Genomic DNA, 23,888 nt, shown 5'->3' with positions numbered 1-23,888 from the left:
GCGAGGACTACCCGGAGGCCGGTGCGTCCCAAGCACGTGGAACCCACAACTCACCCGGTTGAGTTAGCCCCAGGAGCAGGGACAACGCAGTACGTCCGTCCGAACACGACATTCGCACCAAATCGGCGGCGGATCAGGTTCCCGGCTGGCGGGGCGAGTCCGACGGATCCGGGTACGCGTAGTCCGGCACGCGCTGCTCGGCCGCGCGCTGGTCCTGCGCCCGCTCGTTCTGCGTGCGCACGGGTGCGCCATCGGCGGGCGGGTCCGGCAGGCCGAGCATGAGCAGCAGCTCTCGGCAGTCGTTCGCGTCGACCGAGTTGTCCGCGACGGTGCGGGCGGCCTGGCTGCGCTGGACGGTCTCGGCCCTGTCGGCCGCGGCACGCGCGTCGGCGAAGCCCACTGCGGCACCCTGTGATCGGCCAGGTCTGGTCTGCGTCATGACGACCCCGTCTCCCCAGCCGGCAGGGCCGTACCACGCTGACGGCGGACATCGTCCCGCGCGTCGGAAGCGTGATCGTTCGGTCCGGCGTGCCCGCGGGCTGTGGGGGTAGCTGATGTGAACGGATGGTCCGGCGACAAGCCGGTGCTCCCGTCCCCGGCCGCGAACCGCGGGCCGGACTGTGCCGGGGACCGCGCCGACCGAATGCCGACAGCTCGTGCCCCAACCAGGGAGACTCTACTCCCCGGTCCCCCCGCACACGAAGTACGGTTCCGGTATGGCGGAACAAGAGGGTGGACCGGCGCTCGCGCCCACGCTGGCCGGCTGGCTCAAAGCGCGTGACGAGACCGCCCGCCACCTGGCCGGGGCGACGCCGCCGCTCGACGCGACCTGGGTGCAGCGGCTGGCCGACCTGCTGGCCACCGAGCGGTCGTGGCAGGACCAGTACACCGACCTGGTCGCCCTCGGCAGCGCCGGCAACCGGTTCCCGTCGTCGAACCGCTGACCCGCTGACCCGAACCGCCGACCCGAGCCCGCCGAGTGCGCGTCAATCTCTAACCAACTACGAGCATCCGCAGTAAACCATTGCCAGAAACGGCCGGTTCGCGCTTGACTGACCTCGGTTCGTCGGGTGTCGACCGGAGGTGGACGTGGTCAACGTCAGGATCGCCGCACTGGCCTTGGTGCTGATCGGGTCGGTCGGCCTCGCCGCCCCCGCGACCGCCGCGCCACAGGCTCCACCGCAGGCCGTCGCACTGCCCACGGTCGACATGGAGGCCGTGCTCAAGGCCGCGCAGATCGACCCGCGCCGCGCCGACTCGGCCATCACGCCGGGCAGCGGGGACAGCGTGCTGCGGGTCGAGCAGGCCCTGGACGCGAAGAACTTCCTGGCGTCCACGTACGTGGACGGGCACTTCGGCACCAGGACCATCGACGCCTACGCGGCGTACCAGCGGTCCCTCGGCTACACCGGGATCGACGCCTCCGGCCTGCCCGGACCCACCTCGTTGCGCCTGCTCGGCGAGACGAGGTACAGCGTCGTCCGGCCGGTGTCGGCGGGCAGCCGGGTCACCTACCACAACGCGCTGATGAACACCCGGACCAAGGCGATGCTGGTCGAAGCGGAACGCCTGCTCGGCCGGTCTCTGGGCGTCACCCAGGGCTCCTACAACCCCGGCGGCGTGCCCGGTTCGGCCGGCACGCACGACGGCGGCGGCGCGCTGGACATCTCCGTGTCGGGCATGACGGCGACCACCCGGACCGCGGTGGCGAGGGCGCTGCGGCAGGTCGGTTTCGCGGCCTGGGTCCGCACGCCGGCGCAGGGCGACTGGGGCTACCACATCCACGCCATCGCGCTCGGCGACCCGGACCAGTCGTCCGGCGCCCAGCACCAGTCGGGCGACTACTACCTCGGCTTCAACGGCCTGGCCAACCGCGCGCCCGACGACGGGCCGGTGGTCACGCCGAAGCGGACGTGGGAGGAATACCTCCGTTTCCGCTAGCGCGGATCACCGCCACCGGGCCCTACGATGGCCCGATGGCCGTTCGATCGGGGTCGCGATGAGCAACGTGGAAACGGACCCGTCCGAGCTGATCTGCGAGAACACGTCCGGCGTCGCGGCGGTCGAGGTGCTGGAACCGCGGGACGTCCCGCTGGGCGGGCCGCGGGCGATGACCGTGCGGCGCACGCTGCCGAGGCGTCAGCGCTCCATGATCGGCGCGTGGTGCTTCGCCGACCACTACGGGCCCGACGACGTCTCGGTCAGCGGCGGCATGGACGTCGCGCCGCACCCGCACACCGGTCTCCAGACCGCGAGCTGGCTGTTCAGCGGCGAGATCGAGCACCGCGACAGCCTGGGCACGCACGCGATGGTGCGGCCGGGCGAGCTGAACCTGATGACCGCCGGTCACGGCATCTGCCACTCGGAGGTGTCGACCGCGACCACGACCGTGTTGCACGGCGTGCAGTTGTGGATCGCGCTGCCCGACGCCCACCGCGACACGCCGCCCGCGTTCGAGCACTACGTGCCCGGCGTGGTGACGTTGGACGGCGCGACGGCGCGGGTGTTCCTCGGCACGGTCGCGGGCGAGACGTCACCGGTGCGCACCTTCACGCCGTTGCTGGGCGCCGAAATCCTGCTCGAACCCGGCGCACGGCTGACGCTCGACGTGGACACCGCGTTCGAGCACGGTGTGCTGGTCGACGTCGGCGCGGTGGAGCTGGCGGGCACGCCGCTGGCCCGCGGCACGCTCGGTCACGTCGGTGTCGGCACGGCCGGGTTGCGCCTGGTCAACGTCGCCGACACACCCGCACGGGTGATCCTTTTGGGCGGTGAGCCGCTCGGCGAGGACCTGGTGATGTGGTGGAACTTCGTCGGCCGAAGCCACGACGAGATCGTCCGGTACCGCGAGCAGTGGCAGCAGGAGTCGGAGCGGTTCGGCCGGGTCGGGGGCTACGCCGGTGACCGCCTGCCCGCACCACCCATGCCGACCGCCCGCCTCCGGCCGCGCACCAGGCCCTAACGGGGCGCGTACATGATCACAGCCACGCCGACCAGGCAGATCGCCGCGCCGACGTAGTCCCACCGGTCGGGCTGGAACTTGTCCACGACCACGCCCCAGGCGAGCGATCCGGCCACGAAGATCCCGCCGTACGCGGCCAGGATCCGGCCGAAGTGCGCGTCGGGCTGCAGCGTGGCCACGAACCCGTACAGGCCGAGCGACACCACGCCCGCGCCGATCCACAGCAGGCCGCGGTGCTCGCGCACGCCCTGCCAGACGAGCCAGGCGCCACCGATCTCGGCGAGCGCGGCCAGCGCGAACAACAACAGCGAGCGGACCACGGTCATGATCGCGACGATAAACCCTCGGGCCACTTGACAAGACCCGGCGTTGCCGTGAACAGTCGTTCATGAACACACGTTCACAACGAGAGGGGCGAGCCGTGCCGGACATCGTCAACACCCATCAGGCCGAGGCTTGGAACGGGTACGAAGGCGGCCACTGGGCCGACAACCAGACCCGCTACGACGCCGTGAACAGCGGTTTCAACGACATGCTGCTGACCGCCGCCGGTATCGGGCCGCAGGACCGGGTGCTCGACGTCGGCTGCGGCAACGGGCAGGTGACCCGGCTGGCGGCCCGGCGTGCCGCGCACGCGACCGGCCTCGACCTGTCCGGCCCGATGCTGGCCCGCGCACGGGCGTCCGCCGTGGCGGAAGACGTCGACAACGTCGCGTTCGAGCAGGGTGACGCTCAGGTCTTCCCGTTGCCGCCGCACACGTTCGACGTCGCGCTGAGCAGGTTCGGGATCATGTTCTTCGCCGACCCGGTCGCGGCGTTCGGCAACATCCGGAGCGCGCTCCGGCCCGGCGGGAGGCTGGCGTTCCTGTCGATGCGCGACCTTGGCCAACTGGCCCACGTGTTCGCCCCGGTGTTCGCCACCTCGGGCGCAGGGCGGCCGCCCACCGGCTCGGGGCCGTTGTCGCTGTCCGACCCGGACGTGATCGACCGCGTGCTCACCGCCGCCGGGTTCACCGACGTCAAGGCCGAGGCGGTGGAGACGGAAGGGGTGTGGGGCCGGGACGTCGCCGACGCCACGGAGTTCATCATGGGCTGGGGGCCGGTCCGGTTCGCGCTGCGCGACGCCTCACTGTCCACTGAGGACCAGATCCGGGAGTCCGTCGCGCACGCCCTGACCCCGTACGCCGACGCGGACGCGGTGCGGCTGCGCGGCACCGCCCGACTCGTCACAGCGACGGCCTGACGTAACCGCGGACGGTCGCCGGCGCGGCGCACCGCCTACGATGCGACGCGATGGCACCGCGACGAGCAGCAGCACTGCGTGACGGCGACGTGAGCCTGCGCGACCACCTGATCGCCGCGGCCACGCGCCTCATCGCCGACCGCGGCACGGCCGGGCTCACCGTCCGCGACATCGCCCGTGCGGCGGACGTGGCGGTCGGCGTGCTCTACAACCACTTCGCGGACAAGGAAGAGCTGCTCGCGCTCGCCCTGCACGCACACGTCCGCGCGGTGGAGCAGCGGGTCGGACGGCCGGCGGCGGACGGCACGCTCGCGGAGAACCTGCAAGCGTTCGTCACGCACGCGTTGGCCGTGCACGCCGCGTTCCTGCCCGCGTTCGCCGGTCTGGTGGGTCAGCCGGAGGTGTTCGCCCGGTTCGAAGCGCTGCCGAACCCGACGGCCGACGGACGCGGGCTGCACGCGGCACTCGCCGACTACCTGCGCGTCGAGCAGGAGCAGGGGCGGGTCGGCGCGGACACCGATCCCGACGCGGTGGCCACGCTGGTCATCGGCGCCTGCCACGAACTCCTCCTCCCCCGCCTCTACCGCGGCACGACGACGCCCGCCGAGGTGCCGCCGGGTTACGTGGAGAAGTTGGTGGCGACCGTGTTGAACGGCATCACGCCGCGGTAGGGGTGCTGGTAAACCTGGTGCTGTGACCGACTCGGTGCGCAACGTCGTGGTCGGGCGGGTCGTCGGGAACGTGGTGCAGGCCGGCAGCGCGACCGTGATCCCGCCGGAGGCCCGGCCGACCGCGGTCGCCGGCCTGCCACCACCGGCCGTGTTCGTGGGACGTGAGAATGAGCTGGCCCGACTGACCGCCGCACTGGAGCCGGGCGGGTCGGAGGCCGTGCTGGTGTGGTCCGTCGGCGGGCTGCCCGGGGTCGGCAAGACCGCGCTCGCGGTGTGCGCGGCCCGTCAGGCGGTCGCCGCCGGGTGGTTCCCCGGCGGGGTGGTGATGACCAACCTGCGCGGCTATGACCAGGCCAACCAGCGGCTCACCGCGTCTACCGCGTTGGCCGGGCTGCTCGGCGCGCTGGGTGTGGCCGACGAGCACATCCCGCCGGAGGTGGAGGACCGGGCGCGGCTGTGGCGATCGCTGCTCGCCGACCGTGAGCGGATGCTGGTGGTGGCGGACAACGTGTCCGACCCCGACCAGGTCGTCCCGCTGCTGCCCGGCGACTCCCGGCACCAGGTGCTGATCACGAGCCGACATCGGATGGCCGGCCTCGACCACACCCGCCTGCTGGACCTCGACGTGTTGGACGTGCCGGACGCGGTGCGGATGCTCGCCGCCGTGCTGGACATCAGCAACCCCGATGACACCCGCGCGGCGGATAATCCTGTGGAGTGCGAGCGGGTCGCGCAGCTGTGCGGCGGGTTGCCGTTGGCGGTCAGAGTGGCCGCAGCGCTGCTGGTGGCAGACCCGGAGCGGTCGGTCGCCGACCTCGCCGAGGCGTTGGCCGATGGCCGGCATCGCCTGCGGGAGTTGAACTTCGACGGGAGCCTCGCCGTGCGCGCCGCGTTCGACCTGTCCTACGCCCACCTCGACCCGGACCAGGCAAGACTGCTGCGCCTGACCGCGCTCGACCCGGGACCGGACGTCGGCCTCGACACCATCGCCGCGATCGCCGACACCGACCGCACGACCGCGTTGCGGCTCATCCGCCGCCTGCGTGCCGCCCACCTGGTGCAACCCGGCCAGTCAGCGGATCGCTGGCGGATGCACGACCTGGTCAAGCTGTACGCGGCGGAGAAGGCGGCCGAGGATCCCGATCACGACCGGACGATCGTCCGGATGCTCGACCACTACCTCGCCACGGTGACGGCAGCCGGCGACAGCCACGGCGAGGTGAGGGTGGGCACCGAGGCGGTGCGCGCGGTCGACGCCGAACGCGCCAACCTGGTTCCCGTGATCGACCTCGCCCACACCGCAGGGCACCCGGGGCACGTGGTCGCCCTCACCAGAGCCCTCACCATGTACTTCGACCTGCGCAAGCTGTGGACCGAGTGGATCTCCACCCACGAGCTGGCCCTGTCGGCCGCCCGTGGAGCCGGCGACCGGGAGGCCGAGGCGACGCTGCTGGTCAAGCTCGGCCTGGCACACGGCCAGCTACTGCGCACCGAGGTCGCGATGGCCTGTTTCCGCGCGGCCCTGCCGCTCTTCCGGCGGTTGGGCGACCGGGTCGGGTTCGCCGAGGCGCTCAACCGGCTCGGCGTGATGTTCCGGCACACGGGAAGGTCGCGGTGGGCGATGGCCTGCCACACGTGGGCGCGTGACCTGTTCCGGGAAGCCGGCGACCCGAAGGGGCAACTCGGCGCGTTGCACAACATGGCGGTGCTGCACCGGCGGCTGCGCGACCTCGACCAGGCGGCGGCGCTGCACCTGGAGTGCCTGGTGCTGTGCCGGGAACTCGGTCCACTGCTCGAAGGGCGCGTGCTCGACCAACTCGGCGTCACCTACCGGGAGATGGGCAGGGTGAGCGAGGCGATCGAGTGCCACCGGCGCAACCTGCGCATCACCGAGGCGGTGGCAGATCCTCACGGCAATGCCCTGACGATGGCGACGCTGGCGGTGACCTACCGGGTCGCCGACCGGCTGACCGAGGCGGTGAGCTGCCACCTGGAGGCGCTGCGGACGTTCCGGGCGTTCGGCTCGCTGCCCAGCGTCGGCCAGGTGCTGAAGGAACTCGGCGCGACCTACCGGGAGATGGGACGGGACGACGACGCCGTCGTGTGCTGGGCGGAGGCGCTGCGGGTCTTCGAAGCGCTGCCGGCGGTCAGCGCGGGTGCCGTTGCCGACCGCACGAGGCGGGACCTCGCCGCCCTCACCGCCGAGGTTCGGACTCCTCCGGCGGCCAGTCGTCCTGGACCTGCACCTGGATCTCCGCATCCGACAGCGCCCGGCTGACCACCAGCCGCAAAGCCTCGGACAGCTGCTCCGTCGAGAGCGCGGCCAGGGCGTCCAGCGGGATGGTGGTCACGTCCGGGAGCTTCGCTTCAATGTCGTCGTGACGGTGTGGCATGGCGGCCTCCCCTGCTCCGGGCCACCATCATGGCACCGGTTCAGTGGTGGGCGGCCAGGGCGCGGCCGATGAAGTGGGCGCTCAGGGTGGCGAAGATGTACGCCTGGAGCACCTGGATCAGCGCTTCCAGCGCGGTGATGCCGATCGCCAGCGCGAAGCTGACCGCGGCCAGCGGTTTCAGCAGCGGGGCGCCTTCCAGGAGCAGGAACTCGCCGCCGAGTACGAACACCAACACCAGCAGGTGCCCCGCGAACATCGCCGCGAACACCCGGATCGCCAGGTTCACCGGGTCGAAGAAGAACTTGAGGATGACCTCGGTGGGGATGAGCAGCAGCCACAGCACCGGTTTCGGCACGTCCGGGATGATGAACTGGTTGCGCAGGTAGCCGACGAGGCCGTGCCGCCTGATCCCGACGAAGTGGTACACCGGGAACACGACCAGCAGCGCGACCGCCGCGGGGAAGCCGATGTGCGCCATGGTCGGGAACTGCACCAGCGGCACGATGCCGAAGAGGTTGTTCACCAGGACGAAGGTGAACAGGGACAGCACAAGCGGCACGTACGGCTGGAAGTCCTTCGCGCCGATCTGCTCGCGGGCGATCGAGTTGCGGCCGAAGTCGTAGACCGACTCGGCGGCGAACTGCCACTTGCCCGGCACCAGCTTGAGTTTCCGGCTCGTGATCAGGAAGAACGCCGCGATGATCACCACCGACAGCACCACGAGGATCATCGGTTTGGTCACTCCGCCGAAGATCGCCGGCGGGAAGAACTCCGCCGGACCCGGCGGCGTGAAAGTGTTGTCGGCCATGGGCGCCCCCCGTCCAAGGTCTTGAGGTCGACCCTATCTGACGACGGTGATCGTGAACACCGGGATGAACCCGGAAAGCCGATCAGCGGGTGGGTTGCGTGACCGGCTTGTCCAGGATCTCCGCCAGCCGCTCCAAGAGGTCCGGCGGCAACTGACCCTTCGGGTCGGTGAGCGCGTATGCGATGCCCTCGCGGAACACCCGGCTGAACTCCACGTAGTTCGGCGTGCGCGGGCGAAGGCGAGCGTCGTTCAGAGCGGTGCGGATCTGCTGGATGTCGGCACGCTTGCTGTTGTCGTACGCGGACTGCCTGGTCGGCGCGAACCCGCCCAGCTCGGACAGGATCAGCTGGCTGGACGCGCTGGTCAGGAACTCGATCAACGCCCGCGCGGCGCGCGGTTTGTCCGTGGACGCGCTGATGGCCAGGTTCTGCCCGCCGAGGACGCTCGCCGTGGGCGGTGCGACGACCCCGAACTCGACGCGGTCGAGCAGTTTGTCGTACGCGACCGGCCAGTTGCGCATGTACAACGACCGCCCGTCGGCGAACGCGCCGACCGCCGCGTTGTCCGTGGTCGTCCGAGCCTCGTCCAGCACGATGTCGGGGTCGCGGGACGCCGCGACCAGGCGCTCGATGCCGGTCAGGTCGGCCGGCCCGAGTTCGACGGCGCTCTCGTCCGCGTTCCGCGCGACTTCGCCGTCACGGCCGAACGCCTCGCCGCCGGCCGCCCACATGGCCTCCAACGCGACGACGGTGAGGATCTCCTCATCGTCCAGCGACGCCGCGTTCGCCGCCTCCACACCGGCTGCCCTGGCCGCGTCCGCCGCGGCACGGCCGAAGTAGTCGTCCCAGTTCTTCGGCGCGGCGGTCAAGTCGTCGCGGTAGAACAGCATTCCGACGTCGGTGTTGAACGGCACGGCCCACAACTTCTCTTCATAGGTGCAGGTGTCGAGGATCCGGGGCACGAAATCACCCGCCACGGCCGACCGGTCGAGTTCCCGGATGTACTCGAGTTCCGCGAATTGCGCCGTCCACACGACGTCCAGCAGGTAGACGTCGGCGCGGTTGGCGCCACCCGGCTTCGCGTCGTTGACCATCCGCTCGTTCTGCTGGTCCGGCTCGCCGGACACGGGGACGACTTCGAGCTGGTTGTCCGGGTTCGCCTGGTTCCACTGCTCGAAGAGGATCGTCCGCGGGTCGTTGGCGCTCTCGTTGAACGCCGTCATGATGACCAGTCCGCCCGGCTCCGGGCCGGCGTCCGGCGGGCGCAGGACCAGGCCCACCACGACGATGGCGACGACGGTCAGCACGATCCCGACCCGCCTCAGCGGTTGCCGCAGCGCTGTCCCGAGATTGCTGACCGCGTCACCCAGCCGGAGTTCCGTCGGCTCGGGCCGGCGCCACACCCTGACGATCACCGCCAGCATGAGGTTCACGTAGACGCCGGAGAACAGCGCCAACATCGCACCGAGCACGGCCCGCGCCACGGAGCCGGGCGTCCACGACTTCTCCAACTCCGTGAACAAGAGGGTGGACACCATGGTCACGGCGATGCCGACCAGCAGGATTACCCCGATCAGGACAACACGAAAACGGGGACTCCAGTGTCCCCCGGGCTCCGACATTCCCCCACCCCTTCGCATTACGCGACGAGCCAAGTAACGCCGGTTTCACCGGGTGTGTCAATCCGCCCAACGGCCACATGCGGCGCACGGAAGCCGCACTGTTGCGGAAGATCAGTCGCCGTCGCGCAACGCGGCGCGCGTGCCGTGCGCGATCTCCAGGTCTTCCCGGGCGGTGACGACGAGGGTCCGGGTGGTGGCGTGCGGGCCGCTGATGTCGGTGTCGCCGTCGACCTGCTCGTTGCGGTCGTTGTCGACGGCGACTCCGAGGAAGCCCAGGCGTTCGGCGGCACGGCGGCGCACCGTGACCGACTTCTCGCCGACGCCGCCGGTGAACGCGAGCACGTCCAGACCGCCCAACGCGGCAGCCATCGCGGCGACGCCCGCGACCAGCCGATGCGTGTAGACGTCCAGCGCCAGCACGGCATCGCGGTCGCCTTCCGCCGCACGGGCGTCGATCTCGCGCATGTCAGCGGTGCCGGCCAACGCGGTGAGGCCCGACCGTTCCTCCAACGCGGTCGCGACCTCGTGCGGCGACAGGTTCTCGTGCTCCTCCAGCCAGAGCACCAGACCAGGGTCGACCGTGCCCGACCTGGTCGCCATGACCAGGCCCTCCAGCGGCGTGAAACCCATGGTGGTGTCGACGCTCCGGCCGTCGGCGATCGCGGCCAGGGACGCGCCCGCGCCCAAGTGGCAGGTGACGAGCCGCTTCGGCGCGCACAGCTCGGCCACTCGACGTGCGCAGTAGGCGTGGGAGAGACCGTGGAACCCGTACCGGCGGATGGCGTAACGCTCCCGCCACTCCTTGGGCACCGCGTACGTCGCAGCCGCGGCCGGGATGGTGGTGTGGAACGCGGTGTCGAAGCACGCGACCGCCGGGACGTCCGGCAGCAGCTTGTGCACCGCGTCCAGGCCGGCCAACGACTTCGGCTGGTGCAGCGGCGCGAGCGACGTCAGGTCCACCAGCGCCCGGCGGACGAGGTCGTCGATCACGACCGGGTCGGTGAACCGGGTGCCGCCGTGCACCACTCGGTGGCCGATGGCGTCCGGCGCGGGCCAGTCCTCCAGGACGTCACCGAGCCGTGCGGGGTCGGGTTCGACGTCGGCGGTGCGCTCCACTTCGTCGTCGGCCGCCAGCAGCCGCAGCTTCAGGCTGGACGAGCCCGCGTTGACCACCAGGACCCGCACCTCAGCGCCACGTCCAGTCGGCGATCGCCGGATCGTCCTCGCCGTGCTCGCGGGTGTGCTGGCGTGCGGACAGCCGGGCGTCCGACATGCGCTGCCGCAGGGACGCCGCCGCGCCGCCCAGCGACGGCACCCGGTCGATCACGTCCATGACCAGGTGGAACCGGTCCAGGTCGTTGAGCATCACCATGTCGAAAGGGGTGGTCGTGGTGCCTTCCTCCTTGTAGCCGCGCACGTGCAGGTTGGCGTGGTTCGTGCGGCGGTACGTGAGGCGGTGGATGAGCCACGGGTAGCCGTGGAAGGCGAAGATCACCGGCTTGTCGGTGGTGAACAGGGCGTCGAAATCACGGTCGGACAGGCCGTGCGGGTGCTCGGTGTCCGGCTGCAGGCGCATCAGGTCCACGACGTTGACGACGCGCACCTTCAGCTCCGGCAGGTGTTCGCGCAGCAGCTTGGCGGCGGCCAGGGTCTCCAGCGTCGGGATGTCGCCCGCGCACGCCAGCACCACGTCCGGCTCGCCCTCCGTGGTGCCCGCCCAGTCCCAGATGCCCAGGCCGCGGGTGCAGTGCGCGATCGCGTCGGGCATGTCCAGGTAGGTGAGCGCGGGTTGCTTGCCCGCCACGATCACGTTGACGTAGTGCCGGCTGCGGAGGCAGTGGTCGGCGACCGACAGCAGTGTGTTGGTGTCCGGCGGCAGGTACACGCGGACGATCTCGGCCTTCTTGTTGACCACGTGGTCGAGGAAGCCCGGGTCCTGGTGGCTGAACCCGTTGTGGTCCTGCCGCCACACGTGCGACGACAGCAGGTAGTTCAGCGACGCGAGCGGCGCGCGCCACGGGATCACCCGGGTCGTCTTGAGCCACTTCGCGTGCTGGTTGAGCATCGAGTCGACGATGTGGATGAACGCCTCGTAGCTGGTGAACAGGCCGTGCCTGCCGGTCAGCAGGTAGCCCTCCAACCAGCCCTGGCACAGGTGCTCGGACAGCACTTCGAGCACCCGGCCTTGCGGCGCGAGGTGGTCGTCACCGGGGACGGTCGCCGCCTGCCACTTGCGGCCGGTCACGTCGAACACCTCGGACAGCCGGTTGGACGCCACCTCGTCCGGGCCCATGATCAGGAAGTTGTCCGGGTTGAGGCGCACCACGTCCCGCAGGAACGCGCCGAGCACCTTCGTGGCCTCACTGCTCCCGGCGGCGGGCCGGTCGACGGTCACGGCGTGGTCGCGGAAGTCGGGCATCCGCAGGTCGCGCAGCAGCCGGCCGCCGTTGGTGTGCGGGTTGGCGCTCATCCGCCGGTCGCCGGTGGGCGCGAGGGCACGCAGTTCGGGCATCAGCCGGCCGTTGTCGTCGAACAGCTCCTCGGGGCGGTAGCTTCGCATCCACTCCTCCAGCCGGGCGCGGTGCCCGGCGTCGGTGCGGGTGCCGGCGAGCGGCACCTGGTGCGAGTGGAACGTGCCCTCGACCGGTCGGCCGTCCACCTCTTTGGGACCGGTCCAGCCTTTCGGGGTGCGCAGCACGATCATCGGCCACGGCGGGCGTCGCTTCGCCGACTGCATCTCGGCGATGTCGTCCAGCACCCGGTCCAAAGTGGACGCCAGCTGGTCGTGCACGGCCTTCGGCTCGTCACCGACGACGAAGTGCGGCGTGTGGCCGTAGCCGCGCAGCAACGACGCCAGCTCGTCGTCCGGGATGCGCGCCAGCACCGTCGGGTTGGCGATCTTGTAGCCGTTCAGGTGCAGCACGGGCAGCACCACGCCGTCACGGACCGGGTCGAGGAACTTGTTCGAGTGCCAGCTCGCGGCCAGCGGCCCGGTCTCCGCCTCACCGTCCCCGACCACGCACACCGCCAGCAGGTCCGGGTTGTCGAACACCGCGCCGTAGGCGTGCAGGAGGGCGTAGCCGAGTTCGCCGCCCTCGTGGATCGAGCCGGGTGTCTCGGGTGCGACGTGGCTGGGGATGCCGCCGGGGAACGAGAACTGGCGGAACAGCGCGCGCAGGCCGTCGACGTCTTCGCCGATGCCGGAGTACACCTCGCTGTAGGTGCCCTCCAGGTAGGCGTTCGCGACCAGGCCGGGACCGCCGTGACCAGGGCCGGTGACGTACAGGGCGTTCAGGTCGCGTTGCCGGATCACGCGGTTCATGTGCGCGTAGACCAGGTTGAGGCCGGGGGTGGTGCCCCAGTGGCCGAGCAGGCGTGGCTTGACGTGCTCGGGACGCAGCGGTTCGCGCAGCAGCGGGTTGTCGAGCAGGTAGATCTGCCCGACGGACAGGTAGTTCGCCGCACGCCAGTAGGCGTCCAGCAGGTCGAGATCGTCCGTCGCGGTCGACGCCATGCACCCGACGCTAGCTCTGATCACCGCGACCCGAAACTCGAACCGTTCAGGTGTCCCCATCGTGCGGACTAGGGTCGGGTTCCATGGATCCGCTGGTCCCCCGGTACGGGGGCGGTTCGCTCGCTGACGTCGTGCCGTCGTTGCTCGCCGGGCTGGGGGTGCCGGGGATGGTGGACGTGCTGGGCATCTCCGGTTCGTCGCGGGTGTGCGTGCTGCTCGTGGACGGTCTCGGGTGGCGGTTGCTGCGGGAGTACTCCTCGGACGCGCCGTTCCTGGCGTCGTTGGTCGGTTCGCCGATCACGGCCGGGTTCCCGTCGACCACGGCGAGCAGCCTGGCGGCGTTGGGCACCGGCTTGCCGACCGGCGAGCACGGGTTGGTCGGGTACTCGTTCGAGGACGGCGCCGAGGTGTTGAACGCCTTGCGGTGGACGCGGTACGGGGTGCCGGAGCACGTCGACCTGCGGTCGGTGCTGGTGCCGGAGGAGGTGCAGCCCCGGCGGACGGCGTTCGAGGCGGCGTCGGACGCGGGGGTGGCGGTGCGGCTCGTGCTGCCTCGGGAGCAGAAGGACAGCGGGCTGTCGCGGGCGGCGTTGCGGGGTGGGCGGTTCCAGGCGGTGCTGGGGTTCGGTGACCTGGTGGCGCGGGTGGCGGAGGCGATGCGGTCGGAAGATCGGGTGCTCTGCTACGCGTACCACGGTGATCTCGACGCGCTCGGGCACGTGTACGGGACCGGGAGTGATCCGTGGCGGTGGCAGCTGCGGTTCGTCGACCGGTTGGCGGCGGCGTTGGCGGACGGGTTGCCGCACGGGGGTGCGTTGGTGGTGACGGCCGATCACGGGATGGTGCCGGCGGACGACCGGGTGGATTTCGACACGGACGCCGGGTTGCAGGACGGGGTGCGGGTGCTCGGTGGTGAGCCGCGGATCCGGCACGTCTACACGTCGGACGCGGATGGCGTGCGGGGCAGGTGGACCGAGCGCCTGGGTGACCGGGCGTGGGTGGCGTCGCGTGCGGAGGCGGTGGCGGCCGGCTGGTTCGGGCCTCGCGTGGCGGACTACGTGCTGCCGCGGATCGGTGACCTGGTGGTGGCGGCGAAGGGTTCGCTGGCGTTGGTGCGTTCGACGGTCGAGCCGAACGCCACCACGTTCGTGGGCCACCACGGGTCGTTGACGGAGGAGGAGCAGCACATCCCGGTGCTGGTGGCCACCTGATCTGCCGTCTTCCGCATAGCATCACGTGTCGGCCCCGCCGAGTGGGGTCGACGGCCGGCGACCGGGACGGAGGCGATGAGTGGAGCACGGCGCGCCCGTCGTGGACACGTCGGTCGCCGGGGTCGCGGAAGCCCGGTGGGGCGTCCGCCCGGAGCCCGCGATCGCGCGGTACGCGGAGCCGGGCTGGCAGCTGTCGCCTGTGCCCGTCGACCGGCGGTGCCCGACCTGCGAGGGTGAGCTGCACGGGCTGTACCGGGCTCATCCGGACCGTGGTCGGCAGCAGTTGCAAGCCGCCGTCGTGTGTCCCACGTGCCCGGCGTCGTTCACGCTGCGGGAGTTGAAGCTCTCGCAGCGGTCGGTGCTGGGTGAGCTGCGGCCCGACGCGGTGAGCCGTCGGCTGGCCGAGGACGCCCAGCTGGAAGCCCTGGCCCGCAACTCCCGCCCAGTCCGCCCGCCGGCCGCGAAACCGGCCCAGAGCCGGCCGCAAAGCCAGCTCCAGCGACCAGACCAGCCCGAGCGCCCGCCCCAGAGCCCCGCCCAGGAGCCGCGCCAAGATCCGCCGACCCGCAACAAGCCTCGCTCCCGCCCCGCACCCGGCACCGCCACCGCCACCACCGCCACCGCCACCGGCACCACCGCCGGCACAACCGGCACCGCACCCAGCACCGGCACCGCACCCGGCACCGCCGACACCGGCACCGGCACCGGCACCGGCACCGAGGCAGTCACCCCCGAAGCTGAGCGGGACTTGTCGCCGGCGTCGGATCCGACGCCGGCGGTGCCTGTGCCGGAGCGCGAGTCGATGTCGGCAGCCGGTACGGCGGACACTGAAGTCGTGCCCGGGGCGGCTGCGGCTGGGGTGGTGCCGGCGCGCGCGGTGCGGCGGGTGTCGACCGTGGCGATGGCGGCACGGATCAGGTCGATCCTCAGCGGTTCGGAGGTCGCGCCGTCCACTCGTACGGCGGGCGCTCCTGTGTTGCCACCGGCGTTGGCGGCGCTGGAGTCGCGGCCCGTGTGGTGGTGCAAGACCGTGGACCCGGCGTTGGACGTGCCCGACCTGCCGCCCGGCGTGGACGCGCGGGTGGTGATGCCTGATCGCGCCGGGTTCGACAGGCTGCGCGCACGCCTTGATCAGGCCGGGGTGCCGTTCCGGACGGTTCGGCACTGGCTTGAGCAGGAAGAAGTGACCACCAGCGCCGCGTCGGCCTGGCTGTCCGACGTCGGCGGGGTGGTGCCGGAGCGGTGCGAGGAGGTGGTCGGGGACGGTGCGCGGGCCGCTCGACTGGCCTTCGAGATGCTGTGGGACCTGCACGAACCGGTCGACCCCGCCGACGTCCCCGATCCGGTGCCGGTCACCCGCTTCGTCCCGGCCGACTGGGCCAGGTTCCTGCCGTTCCCCGTGCTCAACCCCGCGCAGGCGCAGGCCGCACCCCACCTGGTGGACGGCGACTCCCACCTGCTGATCACCGCACCGACCGGCGCGGGCAAGACGGCGATGGGGATGCTCGCGGTGCTGAAATCCATCCTGGACGAGGGTCGCAAGGCCGCCTGGCTCGTCCCGCAACGCTCCCTCACCGACGAACTCGACCGCGAACTGGAAACCTGGCGCACCCAAGGCCTCCGGGTCGAACGGCTGTCCGGCGAGTACACCGTGGACGTCGAAGCGGTCAAAGCGGCGGACCTGTGGGTCGCCACCACGGAGAAGTTCGAGGCGATCTGCCGCGCCGGCTCCCTCCAGGCCGCGCTCGGCGAGGTCGGCTGCCTGGTCGTGGACGAGATCCACCTGCTCGGCAGCCCCGGTCGCGGCGCGCTGCTGGAAGCGTTGCTGGCCAGGGTCCGGGGCACCGACTCGCCGGTCCGGATCGTCGGGCTCTCGGCGACCGTGTCGAACGCGGCCGAGGTGGCGGAGTGGCTGGAAGCGGACCTGGTGGCCACGACCTGGCGGCCGTCCCGCGTCACGTGGCAGCTGCCGACGATCCCGGCGGCCTCCGGGTTCGCCGCGAACAACCGCCGGCGGGAACAGGTCGTGCTCGACCTGACCCAGCGGCACACCGCCGAGGGCGGCAGCGTGCTCGTGTTCTGCGGTTCCAAGCGCAACGTCCGCTCCACCGCGATGGCGATCGCGGCCGACCGGGGCGCGCCCGTGCACACCGTCGCCGCCGACGACATCGACGGCCTGACCAAGGTGTGCGCGGACGTCGGCGTCCGCCTCCACTACGCCGACTACGAGCACAAACACGCCGCCGAACGGGCGTTCCGAGCACGTGAGGCGGACGTGCTGGTGGCCACGTCCACCGTCGCGGCCGGCGTGAACCTGCCCGCCCGCGCGGTGATCATCAGGGACGCCTCGATCGGCGGCGATCCGATCGACACGTCCACCGTCCTCCAGATGTTCGGCCGCGCGGGACGCATCGGGGCCGGTGAGACCGAGGGCTGGTCCTACCTGATCGTGGACGAGACGCAGCGCGCCGACTGGCAGACCCGGCTGGTGGCCGGGTACTCGGTGTACTCGCGGATCCGCGACTCGCTGCCCGACCACGTGCTGGCCGAGGTGCTGCAAGGCCGGATCGGGACGATGGACGACGCGCAGGCGTGGTGGGTCGAGACGCTGGCACACGCGCAGGGCGACGACGACCTGGAACCGGTGCAGGAGGCCGCGGAGTTCCTGGTGGACGAGGGGCACCTGACCCTGGCGGACGGCCGGTTGGCGATCACCGAACTGGGTCGGCTGACCGCGCGGATGATGGTGTCCACCCATACCGGGCACCGGTTGCGCCGCACGCTCGGCCTGCTGCCCGTGCCGCACGACCCGGACGAGGCGGAGAACGCGCTGAGCCTCGTGCTGTCGGTGGCGGTGCGTGATCTGGCGGGCATCCCGGTGCCGGAACCGGTGCGGCCGGCGGTGGCCACGGTGATCAAGGCGGGCGGCAAGACGTCGCAGATCACCAACACGACGTCGGTCAAGGGCCTGGGCTCGCAGACGACCACCGCGCCCGGTGACCTGGCCTGGGCGGCACTGCTGCTGGCGGCACGCTCGCCGCACCTGTTCGAAACGGGCAAACCGGGCAGAGGTCGACGCGTGGCGGGCGGCATCCCGATGGCCACCCTGCACCCGGTATACGAGCAGGCGCCCAGGTTCCTCGCGTGGCTGGCCGCGCAGGGTGTGCTGGGCACGGTTCATCCGTGGATCGCCGTGGTCGCCGCCGACCTGGACCACCGCGTCCGCTGGCGGGCCCTGGCGCCGACCCGTGGCGCGGGCAGGCTGCTGTGGATGTGCGAGGAGATGGCCACCCGCGCTCACCTGAAGGACGTGGTCCCGGCCCTGTGGCGCTCGGCCGTGGCACGCGGCGTCCGCGCGCCGGACTGGCAACCGGGCCGCTCACCGGCGGGCTGCGTCCTCGACCACGCCGGCTACACCGCACTGCTGCGCGAGCGAACCACCAACTACACCCTGACCGCGCACGACGACAAGGCCACCGTCACCGGAGGCACCGGCGCCACCGCGATCGCCTGGCGCGGCCGGACCTGGACGGCGCCCGCGACGTCCGCGACCATCGCGTACCCGGTGACGGAGGACGACGACCCGACCGAGACGGGCGTCGCCGTGTTCACCCGCCGCGGCGACTACCGTGCCTCGGGCTGGCTCGACGCCTACACGAACCTGAACACCGCCACCGAGACCCCGACCCCACCGCCCGCACGTCCACGCCGGGGGTTGGGCGCAAGGCGCTGACCCACCGCTGACCCACCCGGCCGGATGCGGTTCACCGGCCGACAATGGGTGACCATGGTGAGCTATCCGCCCGAACCGTGGGTGCTCCACGGCCGCGCGTGCCTGTCCGTGTGGTCGGTTCCGGTCACGGCGCTGCCACCGTTGCCGGTGCGTCCGGTGACGTTGTCCGGGCGGGCCGTGGTGGGCACGGCGTTCGTCGACTACCAGCCGCCCGGCATGGTGTACCGGGAGTTGGTGGCGGCGGTGCTGGTGCGGCACGGGTTGCGCCTCGGGGTGTCGATCACGCGGATCTGGGTGGACAGCGCGGCCTCGCGCGCCGGTGGACGTGAGCTGTGGGGCATTCCCAAGGAGTTGGCGGAGTTCGAGTGGGAACGAGGGCTCACCGCGTCCGCCCGGGATGTCGACGGCACGATCGCCTCGGTGCGCGCGGAGCCGCCGCGGTTCGGGCTGTGGCTGCCGCTGATGACGTCGACGTGGCAGGCGTTCGGCCGTGGTCTGGCGCGGACACCGTTGCGTGCCACCGGTTCCGTCGCACCACTCCGGGCGACCTGGAGCGTCAGCCCCGGCGGCCGGCTGTCGTGGTTGCGCCCGCACCGGCCGCTGGTCAGCGTCGGCATTCGCGGGCTGCGGATGAAGTTCGGGCCGCGTCGGCGTTGATCGACACCGCTTGACCGGAGTGGTCCAAACCACGTTCACCTCTTGACATTGGTTGGACCACAGCACAACCCTATGTGGAAGCGCTCTCACGGACGGTCCGCGGCACCGGCCCGTCCGTCGCGCTCACCTCACGGCCGCCCTGAACCCGGCCGGGAGGTCGGATCAGCCTGCCCTGCACCGAGGAGTCGCACCCATGCGCACCCGAATGAAGTGGCTGAGCGCCTTCGTCGCGCTGGCCACGTCAGTGTCACTAACCGCGGTCACACCGGCCGCGGCCATCGGCCCCGACCTGCTGCCGATGACCATCACGAACAACAGCGGGCGTTCGGAGGCCGTCCACCTCTACGTCCTGGGCACCGACATCCGCAACGGCCGGCTCGGGTACGTCAACCAGGCGGGCGCCTTCACCCCGTGGTCGCCCGGCGCCAACCCGCCCGTGCCCGCACCGGACGTGTCGATCGCCGGCCCGGCCAACGGCGGCAACGTCACCCTGCGCGTCCCCCGGTTCATCTCCGGCCGCGTCTACATGTCGTTCGGCGAGAAGCTGAAGTTCTTCCTGACGCCGGACGGCCTGGTGCAGCCCGCGCCGTGGGCCTCGGGCGACCCGAACCACAACATCCTGTTCGACTGGAGCGAGTTCACCTACAACGACTCGGGCCTGTGGCTGAACAGCTCCCAGGTGGACATGTTCGCCGTGCCGCACGCCGTCACCGTGACGGGTGCGAGCGGCGTGACGAAGAAGACCGGCGAGCTGGTCAACAACGGCCGTGAGAACGTGATCAGCGGTGTGCGCAACCAGGCCGGTTGGGCGAACACGGTCCGCACGCGGTCCGACGGCACGGTGCTGCGCGTGCTCGCACCGGGCAAGGCGGCCGACGCGGGCCTGTTCGACCGGGCCTACCTGGACCCGTACATCACGCAGGCGTGGAACGCGTACACCACCAAGACGTTGACCGTGGTCCCGTTCACCGACCGCCCGGACGTGCGCTACTTCGGCCGCACCTCGGGCACCACCATGAATTTCACCAACTCCGCCGGTCAGCACGTGGCGTCGTTCGCCAAGCCGTCCACACCGAACGTGTGGGGCTGCGACGGCGCGCTGCACGCGCCCAACGACCAGGTGGTCGGCCCGATCGCCCGCACCCTGTGCGCCGCGCTGCACCGCTCCACGCTCGGCACGATCGACACCCAGCCGGGCGGTGGTCCCGCAGACTTCTACAAGGGCGCGATCACCAACCACTACTCGCGGTTGGTCCACCAGAACATGGTGGACGGCAAGGCTTACGGCTTCGCGTTCGACGACGTGCAGGCGCAGGAGTCGTTGGTGCACGACGGCGACCCGCGTGCGGCGGGCATCATCCTGACCCCGTTCGGCGCCGGCGGCCCTCCCCCTCCCCCGCCCGGGGGCAGCATCGTGAGCGCGTGGCACGGCAAGTGCGTCGACGTGCCGAACTGGAACTTCGTCGACGGCCAGCGGCTGATCGTGTGGAACTGCACGGGCGGCACGAACCAGAAGTGGGAGTCGACCGGCGGGACGTTCCGCACGCAGAACAACATGTGCATGGACGTCGCGTGGGGCTCGACCGCCAACGGCGCGGCGATCCAGGTCGCGCGCTGTAGCGGCAACCCGGCACAGCAGTTCGTTCTGACCGCGGCGGGCGACCTCGTCAACCCGCAGGCCAACAAGTGCGTGGACATCGCGGACTGGAACCCGAACAACGACGCGGTGCTGCAACTGTGGGACTGCGCCGGCACCGCGAACCAGAAGTGGCGTCGCGGCTAGCCTCCAAATCGAACACAACGGGCCTGTCCGGCGGATCTCGCCGGACAGGCCCGTGCCCCGAAAGGGCTCAGCGCTTGAGCCTGAAGGTGAAGTCGCCGGAGAGCTTGCCGGTCAGCCGGAACGCCGAAACGACTTTGCCCTCCACGATCAGCCTTTCGACCTCGGCCCGCGAGAGGTCGCAACCTTCAGCGATCAGTCGCACCGGCCGGACCGGGATCCGCGCGGCGAAGCGGACCGAAACGTCGATCACCTCTCGGTCCAGGTGATCCGATCCGCCGGTGTCGAGGCGCCACGCGTGGTCCCAGTCGAGGGCGATGCGGTTGCGGTGCAGCACGACCGGGTCCTGGAGCAGTTCCGCTGTCAGGCCAGGATCGTTGGCGTGCAACCGGTCCAGCAGCTCGGGCCGTACGGAACGCACGTTCACCCGTTCCAGGAGCGTGAGCTTCACGGTGTCCTCGCAAGCGTTGCAGAGCACGAGGAGCCAGGCGTCGAGGAGCTTGTGGTTCGCGTTGACGCGGAATTTGCCGCTTGCCCGGAAGCGCTCGGACCCGCACGCGTGGCAACGGCGGCGGACGAGGGGCAGGCTGGTGGGCACGACCATCCAGTTTTTGAGCACAGAAGCACACCGATCCCAGTGAGAAAGTCCGCAGCAAAAGGAAGCGCGGCGCAGATGCGCGACGCGCTACAGATCAGCGCTTGGGATGTCTCACTTGATGTACAACGGCCCGCCTTCGCCTAGCCGACTTGGTCAGGCAGGACGGTAATGGCGCACAACGGCGCCGCTCCACTGGTTTTTCGAGGCGTCAGAGGTGTTAGAGGCGTCAGAGGTGTTCGCGGAACCACGAGCCGGCGAGGCGTGCGACTTCCTCCAGCGCGCCCGGCTCCTCGAACAGGTGCGTGGCGCCCTCGACCACCTCGATCCGGTGGGTGACCGCCAACTGCTCCGCCGCCGCCAGGTTAAGGTCCAGCACCTGCTCGTCCTGACCGCCCACCACCAACAACGTCGGCGCACGCACCCGGCTCAGCGCGGGGCCGGCCAGATCCGGCCGCCCACCACGCGACACCACCGCTTTGACCAGGTACGTCCCCGCCGCCGCCACCAGGGCCGCCGCCGCGCCGGTGCTCGCGCCGAACAGCCCGATCGGCAGCCCTCGCGTCACCTCTCGCCGCGACGTCCACTCGACCGCGCCCGCCACCCGCTCGGCCAACAGCCCGATGTCGAACCGCAGCCGGCCCGTGACGCGGTCCTCCTGCTCCTCACGCTCGTTCAGCAGGTCCAACAGCAGGGTCGCGAACCCGTCCCGCCGCAGCGACTCCGCCACGGCCCGGTTCCGGCTGCTGTGCCGTGAACTGCCCGAACCGTGCGCGAACACCACCACGCCCGCGGCTTCGTCCGGGACACCGAGGTCGGCGGCCAGGTCGACGCCCCACGCGTCCACCGACACCGCCATCGTGCCGCTCCTCGTCATGCCTTCCGGGTTCACCACCACACCGCGTGGCAAACGACTGCGGCTCGAACGCGGAAACCGGCCGCCCGGTGGGTAACCCGTCCGTGTCTCATCGGAAGGTCCCAGCGGGTCCCAGCGGAAGGAGCCACCCATGGCTGACGAACGATCGGTGTCCGAACAGCAGGAAGAGCTGGACCTGCGGCGGGACACCGGCCAGGACCACCGCCGGCAACGCGCCACCGACGCCGCCGGCCCCCAGTACACCGCGCACGACGGCGGCGGAGACCTCACGGACGACGAGCCGACGGCCATCGCCGACGAGGCCGGCTCCAGCTACCCGAGGGGGCCGGAACAGGACGCGATGCACGTGGAGGAGGAGCGCTGACCGCCAGGAGCCGGAACGACGCGACGTGCAGCACGATGGCCACCGGCACGATGAACGTCGGCACGAGCGCCATCGGCAGCAACGCCATGAGCTCGGCGGAAGGCTCGGTGAAGATCAGCTGAAGCCGTCCCGGCGCGTGCAGGAGCCCGAGCGGGATGGCCACGACAAGGTCGAGCAACCCCAAGGCGTTGAACGCGACACCGAGCGCCCGCCGACTCGGCCGTCGCCACAGCGCGTAGGCGACGAAGGGCGCGAGCAGCCCGACCAGCACGTCACCGAGCCCGGCCGGCAGCGCGAACCCCGGCGGCAGCCGGTCCGCCGCGAGCAGCACCAGGAATGCCGCGCCCACGAGCCGCGTCGTCTGCACGGCCGCGAGCAGCGCCACGGCACGGTCGCGCGTGAGACCGGTCGTGGCCCACGGCAGGCGCAACGCGAACAACCCCGCCACCAACGGCACCGCCACGCCGACGCCCAACCACGGGTCGTCCGCGTACAGCCCGGAAGCGGCCACGGCGGTGGTGACGACGAGCCACCCGGCCAGCACCAACCCTGCCCGCCGGGACAACACACCCGCCACGGCCACGGCCAACACGACCGAAGTGACGACCACCAGCACAGTCACGAAAACCATGACGCAACCCCAATCGGCACGACCTGACGCGAACGGGACACCCCCGGAACGCATGCGGTTGCCGAGGAGTATCAACTAGTCCTAGCTTAATTACTAGTAGTACGACTTTAGGACTACCGCTGGTAGAGTGGGGTCATGGCGACCGCTCGCAGCTACGACCAGGCGTGCTCGGCCGCGCACGCGCTCGACCTCGTCGGTGAACGCTGGGCCCTGCTCGTCGTCCGCGAGCTGCTGCTCGGCCCCAAGCGGTTCACCGACCTGCGGGTGGGCCTGCCCCAAGCCGGCCCCAACGTGCTGTCGCAACGCCTGCGCGAACTCGAGCGGACCGGTGTCGTGCGCCGCCGCAAGCTGCCGCCGCCCGCCGCCTCCCAGGTCTACGAGCTGACCGACTGGGGCCGGGAACTCGAGCAGGTCCTCATCCAGCTCACCCAGTGGGGCTCCCGCTCCCCCCTGCGCGACCTCACCGCGGCTGTCGGCGTCGACGCGCTCATGCTCGCGTTGCGCAGCGGCCACGACCCGGACTCCGGCCTGGACGCGTCCTACACGCTGCGCCTCGGCGAGGACGCGTTCTCGATCCGCGTCGCCGCCGGCCACCTCACCATCGTCCGAGGTGAGGCCGCCGCGCCCGACGCGGTGATCGACACCGATCCGCGGACGTTCGCGGGTCTGATGGTGCACCGGCAACGCCCGGGTGACGCGATCGCCGCCGGAACCCTGACCGTCACCGGCGACGCCGACGCGGTGGAACGCCTGCTCGACTCGATCACCACCCCTGAGCCGGCCCCCGTTCCGGAGACCTAGGCTTCAAATGTCGAGCGAACCGGGGGA

At 71.0% G+C, this 23,888-nt stretch carries 22 protein-coding genes; 12 read left to right on the top strand and 10 right to left on the bottom strand.

Annotation, left to right across the window (positions count from 1 at the left end; genetic code table 11):
• Positions 1–133: 133 nt before the first annotated feature.
• On the bottom strand, positions 134–400 hold the full coding sequence (locus F4560_RS06965; RefSeq protein ID WP_184929743.1) for a hypothetical protein: 267 nt from the start codon (positions 398–400) through the stop codon (positions 134–136).
• 316 nt (positions 401–716) lie between these two features.
• On the opposite strand from F4560_RS06965, the gene F4560_RS06960 reads away from it, so the two are divergent.
• The 3 genes from F4560_RS06960 to F4560_RS06950 all read left to right on the top strand — a co-directional run bounded on the left by F4560_RS06960 (position 717) and on the right by F4560_RS06950 (position 2,962).
• Positions 717–944 (top strand): hypothetical protein, encoded by a 228-nt coding sequence (locus tag F4560_RS06960; RefSeq protein WP_184917752.1) that lies wholly within the window; start codon positions 717–719, stop codon positions 942–944.
• A gap of 145 nt (positions 945–1,089) precedes the next feature.
• A complete protein-coding gene (locus F4560_RS06955; RefSeq protein ID WP_312868680.1) occupies positions 1,090–1,941 on the top strand; it encodes a peptidoglycan-binding domain-containing protein in 852 nt (283 codons plus the stop codon).
• Positions 1,942–1,999: 58 nt separating this feature from the next.
• The gene (locus tag F4560_RS06950; RefSeq protein WP_184917748.1) at positions 2,000–2,962 is read left to right on the top strand and encodes a pirin family protein; all 963 of its coding nucleotides are present in this window, start codon (positions 2,000–2,002) and stop codon (positions 2,960–2,962) included.
• Here F4560_RS06950 and F4560_RS06945 read toward each other — a convergent pair.
• Complete coding sequence (locus tag F4560_RS06945; protein WP_184917744.1) at positions 2,959–3,288, bottom strand: YnfA family protein; 330 nt, start codon at positions 3,286–3,288, stop codon at positions 2,959–2,961. The genes F4560_RS06950 and F4560_RS06945 overlap by 4 nt on opposite strands.
• Positions 3,289–3,383: 95 nt before the next feature.
• On the opposite strand from F4560_RS06945, the gene F4560_RS06940 reads away from it, so the two are divergent.
• Genes F4560_RS06940 through F4560_RS06930 form a run of 3 tightly spaced genes read left to right on the top strand, consistent with a single transcriptional unit; the run spans position 3,384 to position 7,154 of the window.
• A complete protein-coding gene (locus F4560_RS06940) occupies positions 3,384–4,205 on the top strand; it encodes a class I SAM-dependent methyltransferase (protein ID WP_184917742.1) in 822 nt (273 codons plus the stop codon).
• A 50-nt stretch (positions 4,206–4,255) separates the two neighbouring features.
• Positions 4,256–4,876 carry a TetR/AcrR family transcriptional regulator gene (locus F4560_RS06935; protein ID WP_184917740.1) on the top strand — a complete coding sequence of 207 codons (621 nt, stop codon included), beginning with the start codon at positions 4,256–4,258 and terminating at the stop codon, positions 4,874–4,876.
• Between the two features lie 22 nt (positions 4,877–4,898).
• Positions 4,899–7,154, top strand: a complete 2,256-nt coding sequence (locus F4560_RS06930) for an ATP-binding protein (protein ID WP_184917738.1) — start codon at positions 4,899–4,901, stop codon at positions 7,152–7,154.
• On the opposite strand, the gene F4560_RS06925 is transcribed toward F4560_RS06930, so the two are convergent.
• The 5 genes from F4560_RS06925 to F4560_RS06905 form a co-directional block, all read right to left on the bottom strand.
• Positions 7,072–7,269 (bottom strand): hypothetical protein, encoded by a 198-nt coding sequence (locus F4560_RS06925; protein WP_184917736.1) that lies wholly within the window; start codon positions 7,267–7,269, stop codon positions 7,072–7,074. The genes F4560_RS06930 and F4560_RS06925 overlap by 83 nt on opposite strands.
• A gap of 40 nt (positions 7,270–7,309) precedes the next feature.
• The gene (atpB, locus tag F4560_RS06920; protein WP_184917734.1) at positions 7,310–8,077 is read right to left on the bottom strand and encodes a F0F1 ATP synthase subunit A; all 768 of its coding nucleotides are present in this window, start codon (positions 8,075–8,077) and stop codon (positions 7,310–7,312) included.
• Between the two features lie 82 nt (positions 8,078–8,159).
• Positions 8,160–9,698: an extracellular solute-binding protein gene (locus tag F4560_RS06915; RefSeq protein ID WP_184917732.1), complete on the bottom strand. Its 1,539-nt coding sequence runs from the start codon at positions 9,696–9,698 to the stop codon at positions 8,160–8,162.
• A gap of 111 nt (positions 9,699–9,809) precedes the next feature.
• A complete protein-coding gene (locus F4560_RS06910; RefSeq protein ID WP_184917730.1) occupies positions 9,810–10,883 on the bottom strand; it encodes an acetate/propionate family kinase in 1,074 nt (357 codons plus the stop codon).
• Between the two features lies 1 nt (position 10,884).
• Entirely contained in the window at positions 10,885–13,212 is a 2,328-nt protein-coding gene (locus F4560_RS06905) for a phosphoketolase family protein (RefSeq protein WP_184917728.1), read from the bottom strand.
• 83 nt (positions 13,213–13,295) lie between these two features.
• Here F4560_RS06905 and F4560_RS06900 point away from each other — a divergent pair, with 83 nt between their 5' ends.
• The 4 genes from F4560_RS06900 (at position 13,296) to F4560_RS06885 (ending at position 20,596) form a co-directional block, all read left to right on the top strand.
• Positions 13,296–14,423, top strand: a complete 1,128-nt coding sequence (locus F4560_RS06900) for an alkaline phosphatase family protein (protein WP_184917725.1) — start codon at positions 13,296–13,298, stop codon at positions 14,421–14,423.
• Positions 14,424–14,502: 79 nt separating this feature from the next.
• Complete coding sequence (locus tag F4560_RS06895; RefSeq protein WP_312868675.1) at positions 14,503–18,156, top strand: DEAD/DEAH box helicase; 3,654 nt, start codon at positions 14,503–14,505, stop codon at positions 18,154–18,156.
• A 54-nt stretch (positions 18,157–18,210) separates the two neighbouring features.
• The gene (locus tag F4560_RS06890) at positions 18,211–18,813 is read left to right on the top strand and encodes an acetoacetate decarboxylase family protein (protein WP_184917722.1); all 603 of its coding nucleotides are present in this window, start codon (positions 18,211–18,213) and stop codon (positions 18,811–18,813) included.
• A gap of 193 nt (positions 18,814–19,006) precedes the next feature.
• The gene (locus F4560_RS06885; RefSeq protein WP_184917719.1) at positions 19,007–20,596 is read left to right on the top strand and encodes a glycoside hydrolase family 64 protein; all 1,590 of its coding nucleotides are present in this window, start codon (positions 19,007–19,009) and stop codon (positions 20,594–20,596) included.
• Positions 20,597–20,663: 67 nt separating this feature from the next.
• On the opposite strand, the gene F4560_RS06880 is transcribed toward F4560_RS06885, so the two are convergent.
• Together F4560_RS06880 and F4560_RS06875 are read right to left on the bottom strand one after the other, a co-directional pair.
• Complete coding sequence (locus tag F4560_RS06880; RefSeq protein WP_184917716.1) at positions 20,664–21,212, bottom strand: DUF1062 domain-containing protein; 549 nt, start codon at positions 21,210–21,212, stop codon at positions 20,664–20,666.
• A 205-nt stretch (positions 21,213–21,417) separates the two neighbouring features.
• Positions 21,418–22,047: a dienelactone hydrolase family protein gene (locus F4560_RS06875; protein ID WP_184917713.1), complete on the bottom strand. Its 630-nt coding sequence runs from the start codon at positions 22,045–22,047 to the stop codon at positions 21,418–21,420.
• A 148-nt stretch (positions 22,048–22,195) separates the two neighbouring features.
• Between F4560_RS06875 and F4560_RS06870 the strand changes: the two genes are divergently transcribed.
• Positions 22,196–22,429, top strand: a complete 234-nt coding sequence (locus F4560_RS06870) for a hypothetical protein (protein WP_184917711.1) — start codon at positions 22,196–22,198, stop codon at positions 22,427–22,429.
• Here the strand turns inward: F4560_RS06870 and F4560_RS06865 are convergent.
• Complete coding sequence (locus F4560_RS06865; RefSeq protein WP_184917708.1) at positions 22,332–23,060, bottom strand: DUF8737 domain-containing protein; 729 nt, start codon at positions 23,058–23,060, stop codon at positions 22,332–22,334. The genes F4560_RS06870 and F4560_RS06865 overlap by 98 nt on opposite strands.
• Before the next feature lie 135 nt (positions 23,061–23,195).
• On the opposite strand from F4560_RS06865, the gene F4560_RS06860 reads away from it, so the two are divergent.
• On the top strand, positions 23,196–23,861 hold the full coding sequence (locus tag F4560_RS06860; protein WP_184917705.1) for a winged helix-turn-helix transcriptional regulator: 666 nt from the start codon (positions 23,196–23,198) through the stop codon (positions 23,859–23,861).
• Positions 23,862–23,888 lie beyond the last annotated feature (27 nt).

The sequence above is a fragment of the Saccharothrix ecbatanensis genome, assembly GCF_014205015.1.
Classification (GTDB): Bacteria; Actinomycetota; Actinomycetes; order Mycobacteriales; family Pseudonocardiaceae; genus Actinosynnema; species Actinosynnema ecbatanense.
Note: the sequence above shows the minus strand (reverse complement) of the source record. Positions and strands in the feature narration are given on the sequence as shown.

Coding starts and splice junctions, on each gene's coding strand:
- F4560_RS06870 (WP_184917711.1), top strand. CDS start 22,196: ATGGCTGACGAACGATCGGTGTCCGAACAGCAGGAAGAGCTGGACCTG.
- F4560_RS06865 (WP_184917708.1), bottom strand. CDS start 23,060: ATGGTTTTCGTGACTGTGCTGGTGGTCGTCACTTCGGTCGTGTTGGCC.
- F4560_RS06885 (WP_184917719.1), top strand. CDS start 19,007: ATGCGCACCCGAATGAAGTGGCTGAGCGCCTTCGTCGCGCTGGCCACG.
- F4560_RS06915 (WP_184917732.1), bottom strand. CDS start 9,698: ATGTCGGAGCCCGGGGGACACTGGAGTCCCCGTTTTCGTGTTGTCCTG.
- atpB (WP_184917734.1), bottom strand. CDS start 8,077: ATGGCCGACAACACTTTCACGCCGCCGGGTCCGGCGGAGTTCTTCCCG.
- F4560_RS06935 (WP_184917740.1), top strand. CDS start 4,256: ATGGCACCGCGACGAGCAGCAGCACTGCGTGACGGCGACGTGAGCCTG.
- F4560_RS06925 (WP_184917736.1), bottom strand. CDS start 7,269: ATGCCACACCGTCACGACGACATTGAAGCGAAGCTCCCGGACGTGACC.
- F4560_RS06875 (WP_184917713.1), bottom strand. CDS start 22,047: ATGGCGGTGTCGGTGGACGCGTGGGGCGTCGACCTGGCCGCCGACCTC.
- F4560_RS06950 (WP_184917748.1), top strand. CDS start 2,000: ATGAGCAACGTGGAAACGGACCCGTCCGAGCTGATCTGCGAGAACACG.
- F4560_RS06860 (WP_184917705.1), top strand. CDS start 23,196: ATGGCGACCGCTCGCAGCTACGACCAGGCGTGCTCGGCCGCGCACGCG.
- F4560_RS06905 (WP_184917728.1), bottom strand. CDS start 13,212: ATGGCGTCGACCGCGACGGACGATCTCGACCTGCTGGACGCCTACTGG.
- F4560_RS06900 (WP_184917725.1), top strand. CDS start 13,296: ATGGATCCGCTGGTCCCCCGGTACGGGGGCGGTTCGCTCGCTGACGTC.
- F4560_RS06960 (WP_184917752.1), top strand. CDS start 717: ATGGCGGAACAAGAGGGTGGACCGGCGCTCGCGCCCACGCTGGCCGGC.
- F4560_RS06890 (WP_184917722.1), top strand. CDS start 18,211: ATGGTGAGCTATCCGCCCGAACCGTGGGTGCTCCACGGCCGCGCGTGC.
- F4560_RS06945 (WP_184917744.1), bottom strand. CDS start 3,288: ATGACCGTGGTCCGCTCGCTGTTGTTGTTCGCGCTGGCCGCGCTCGCC.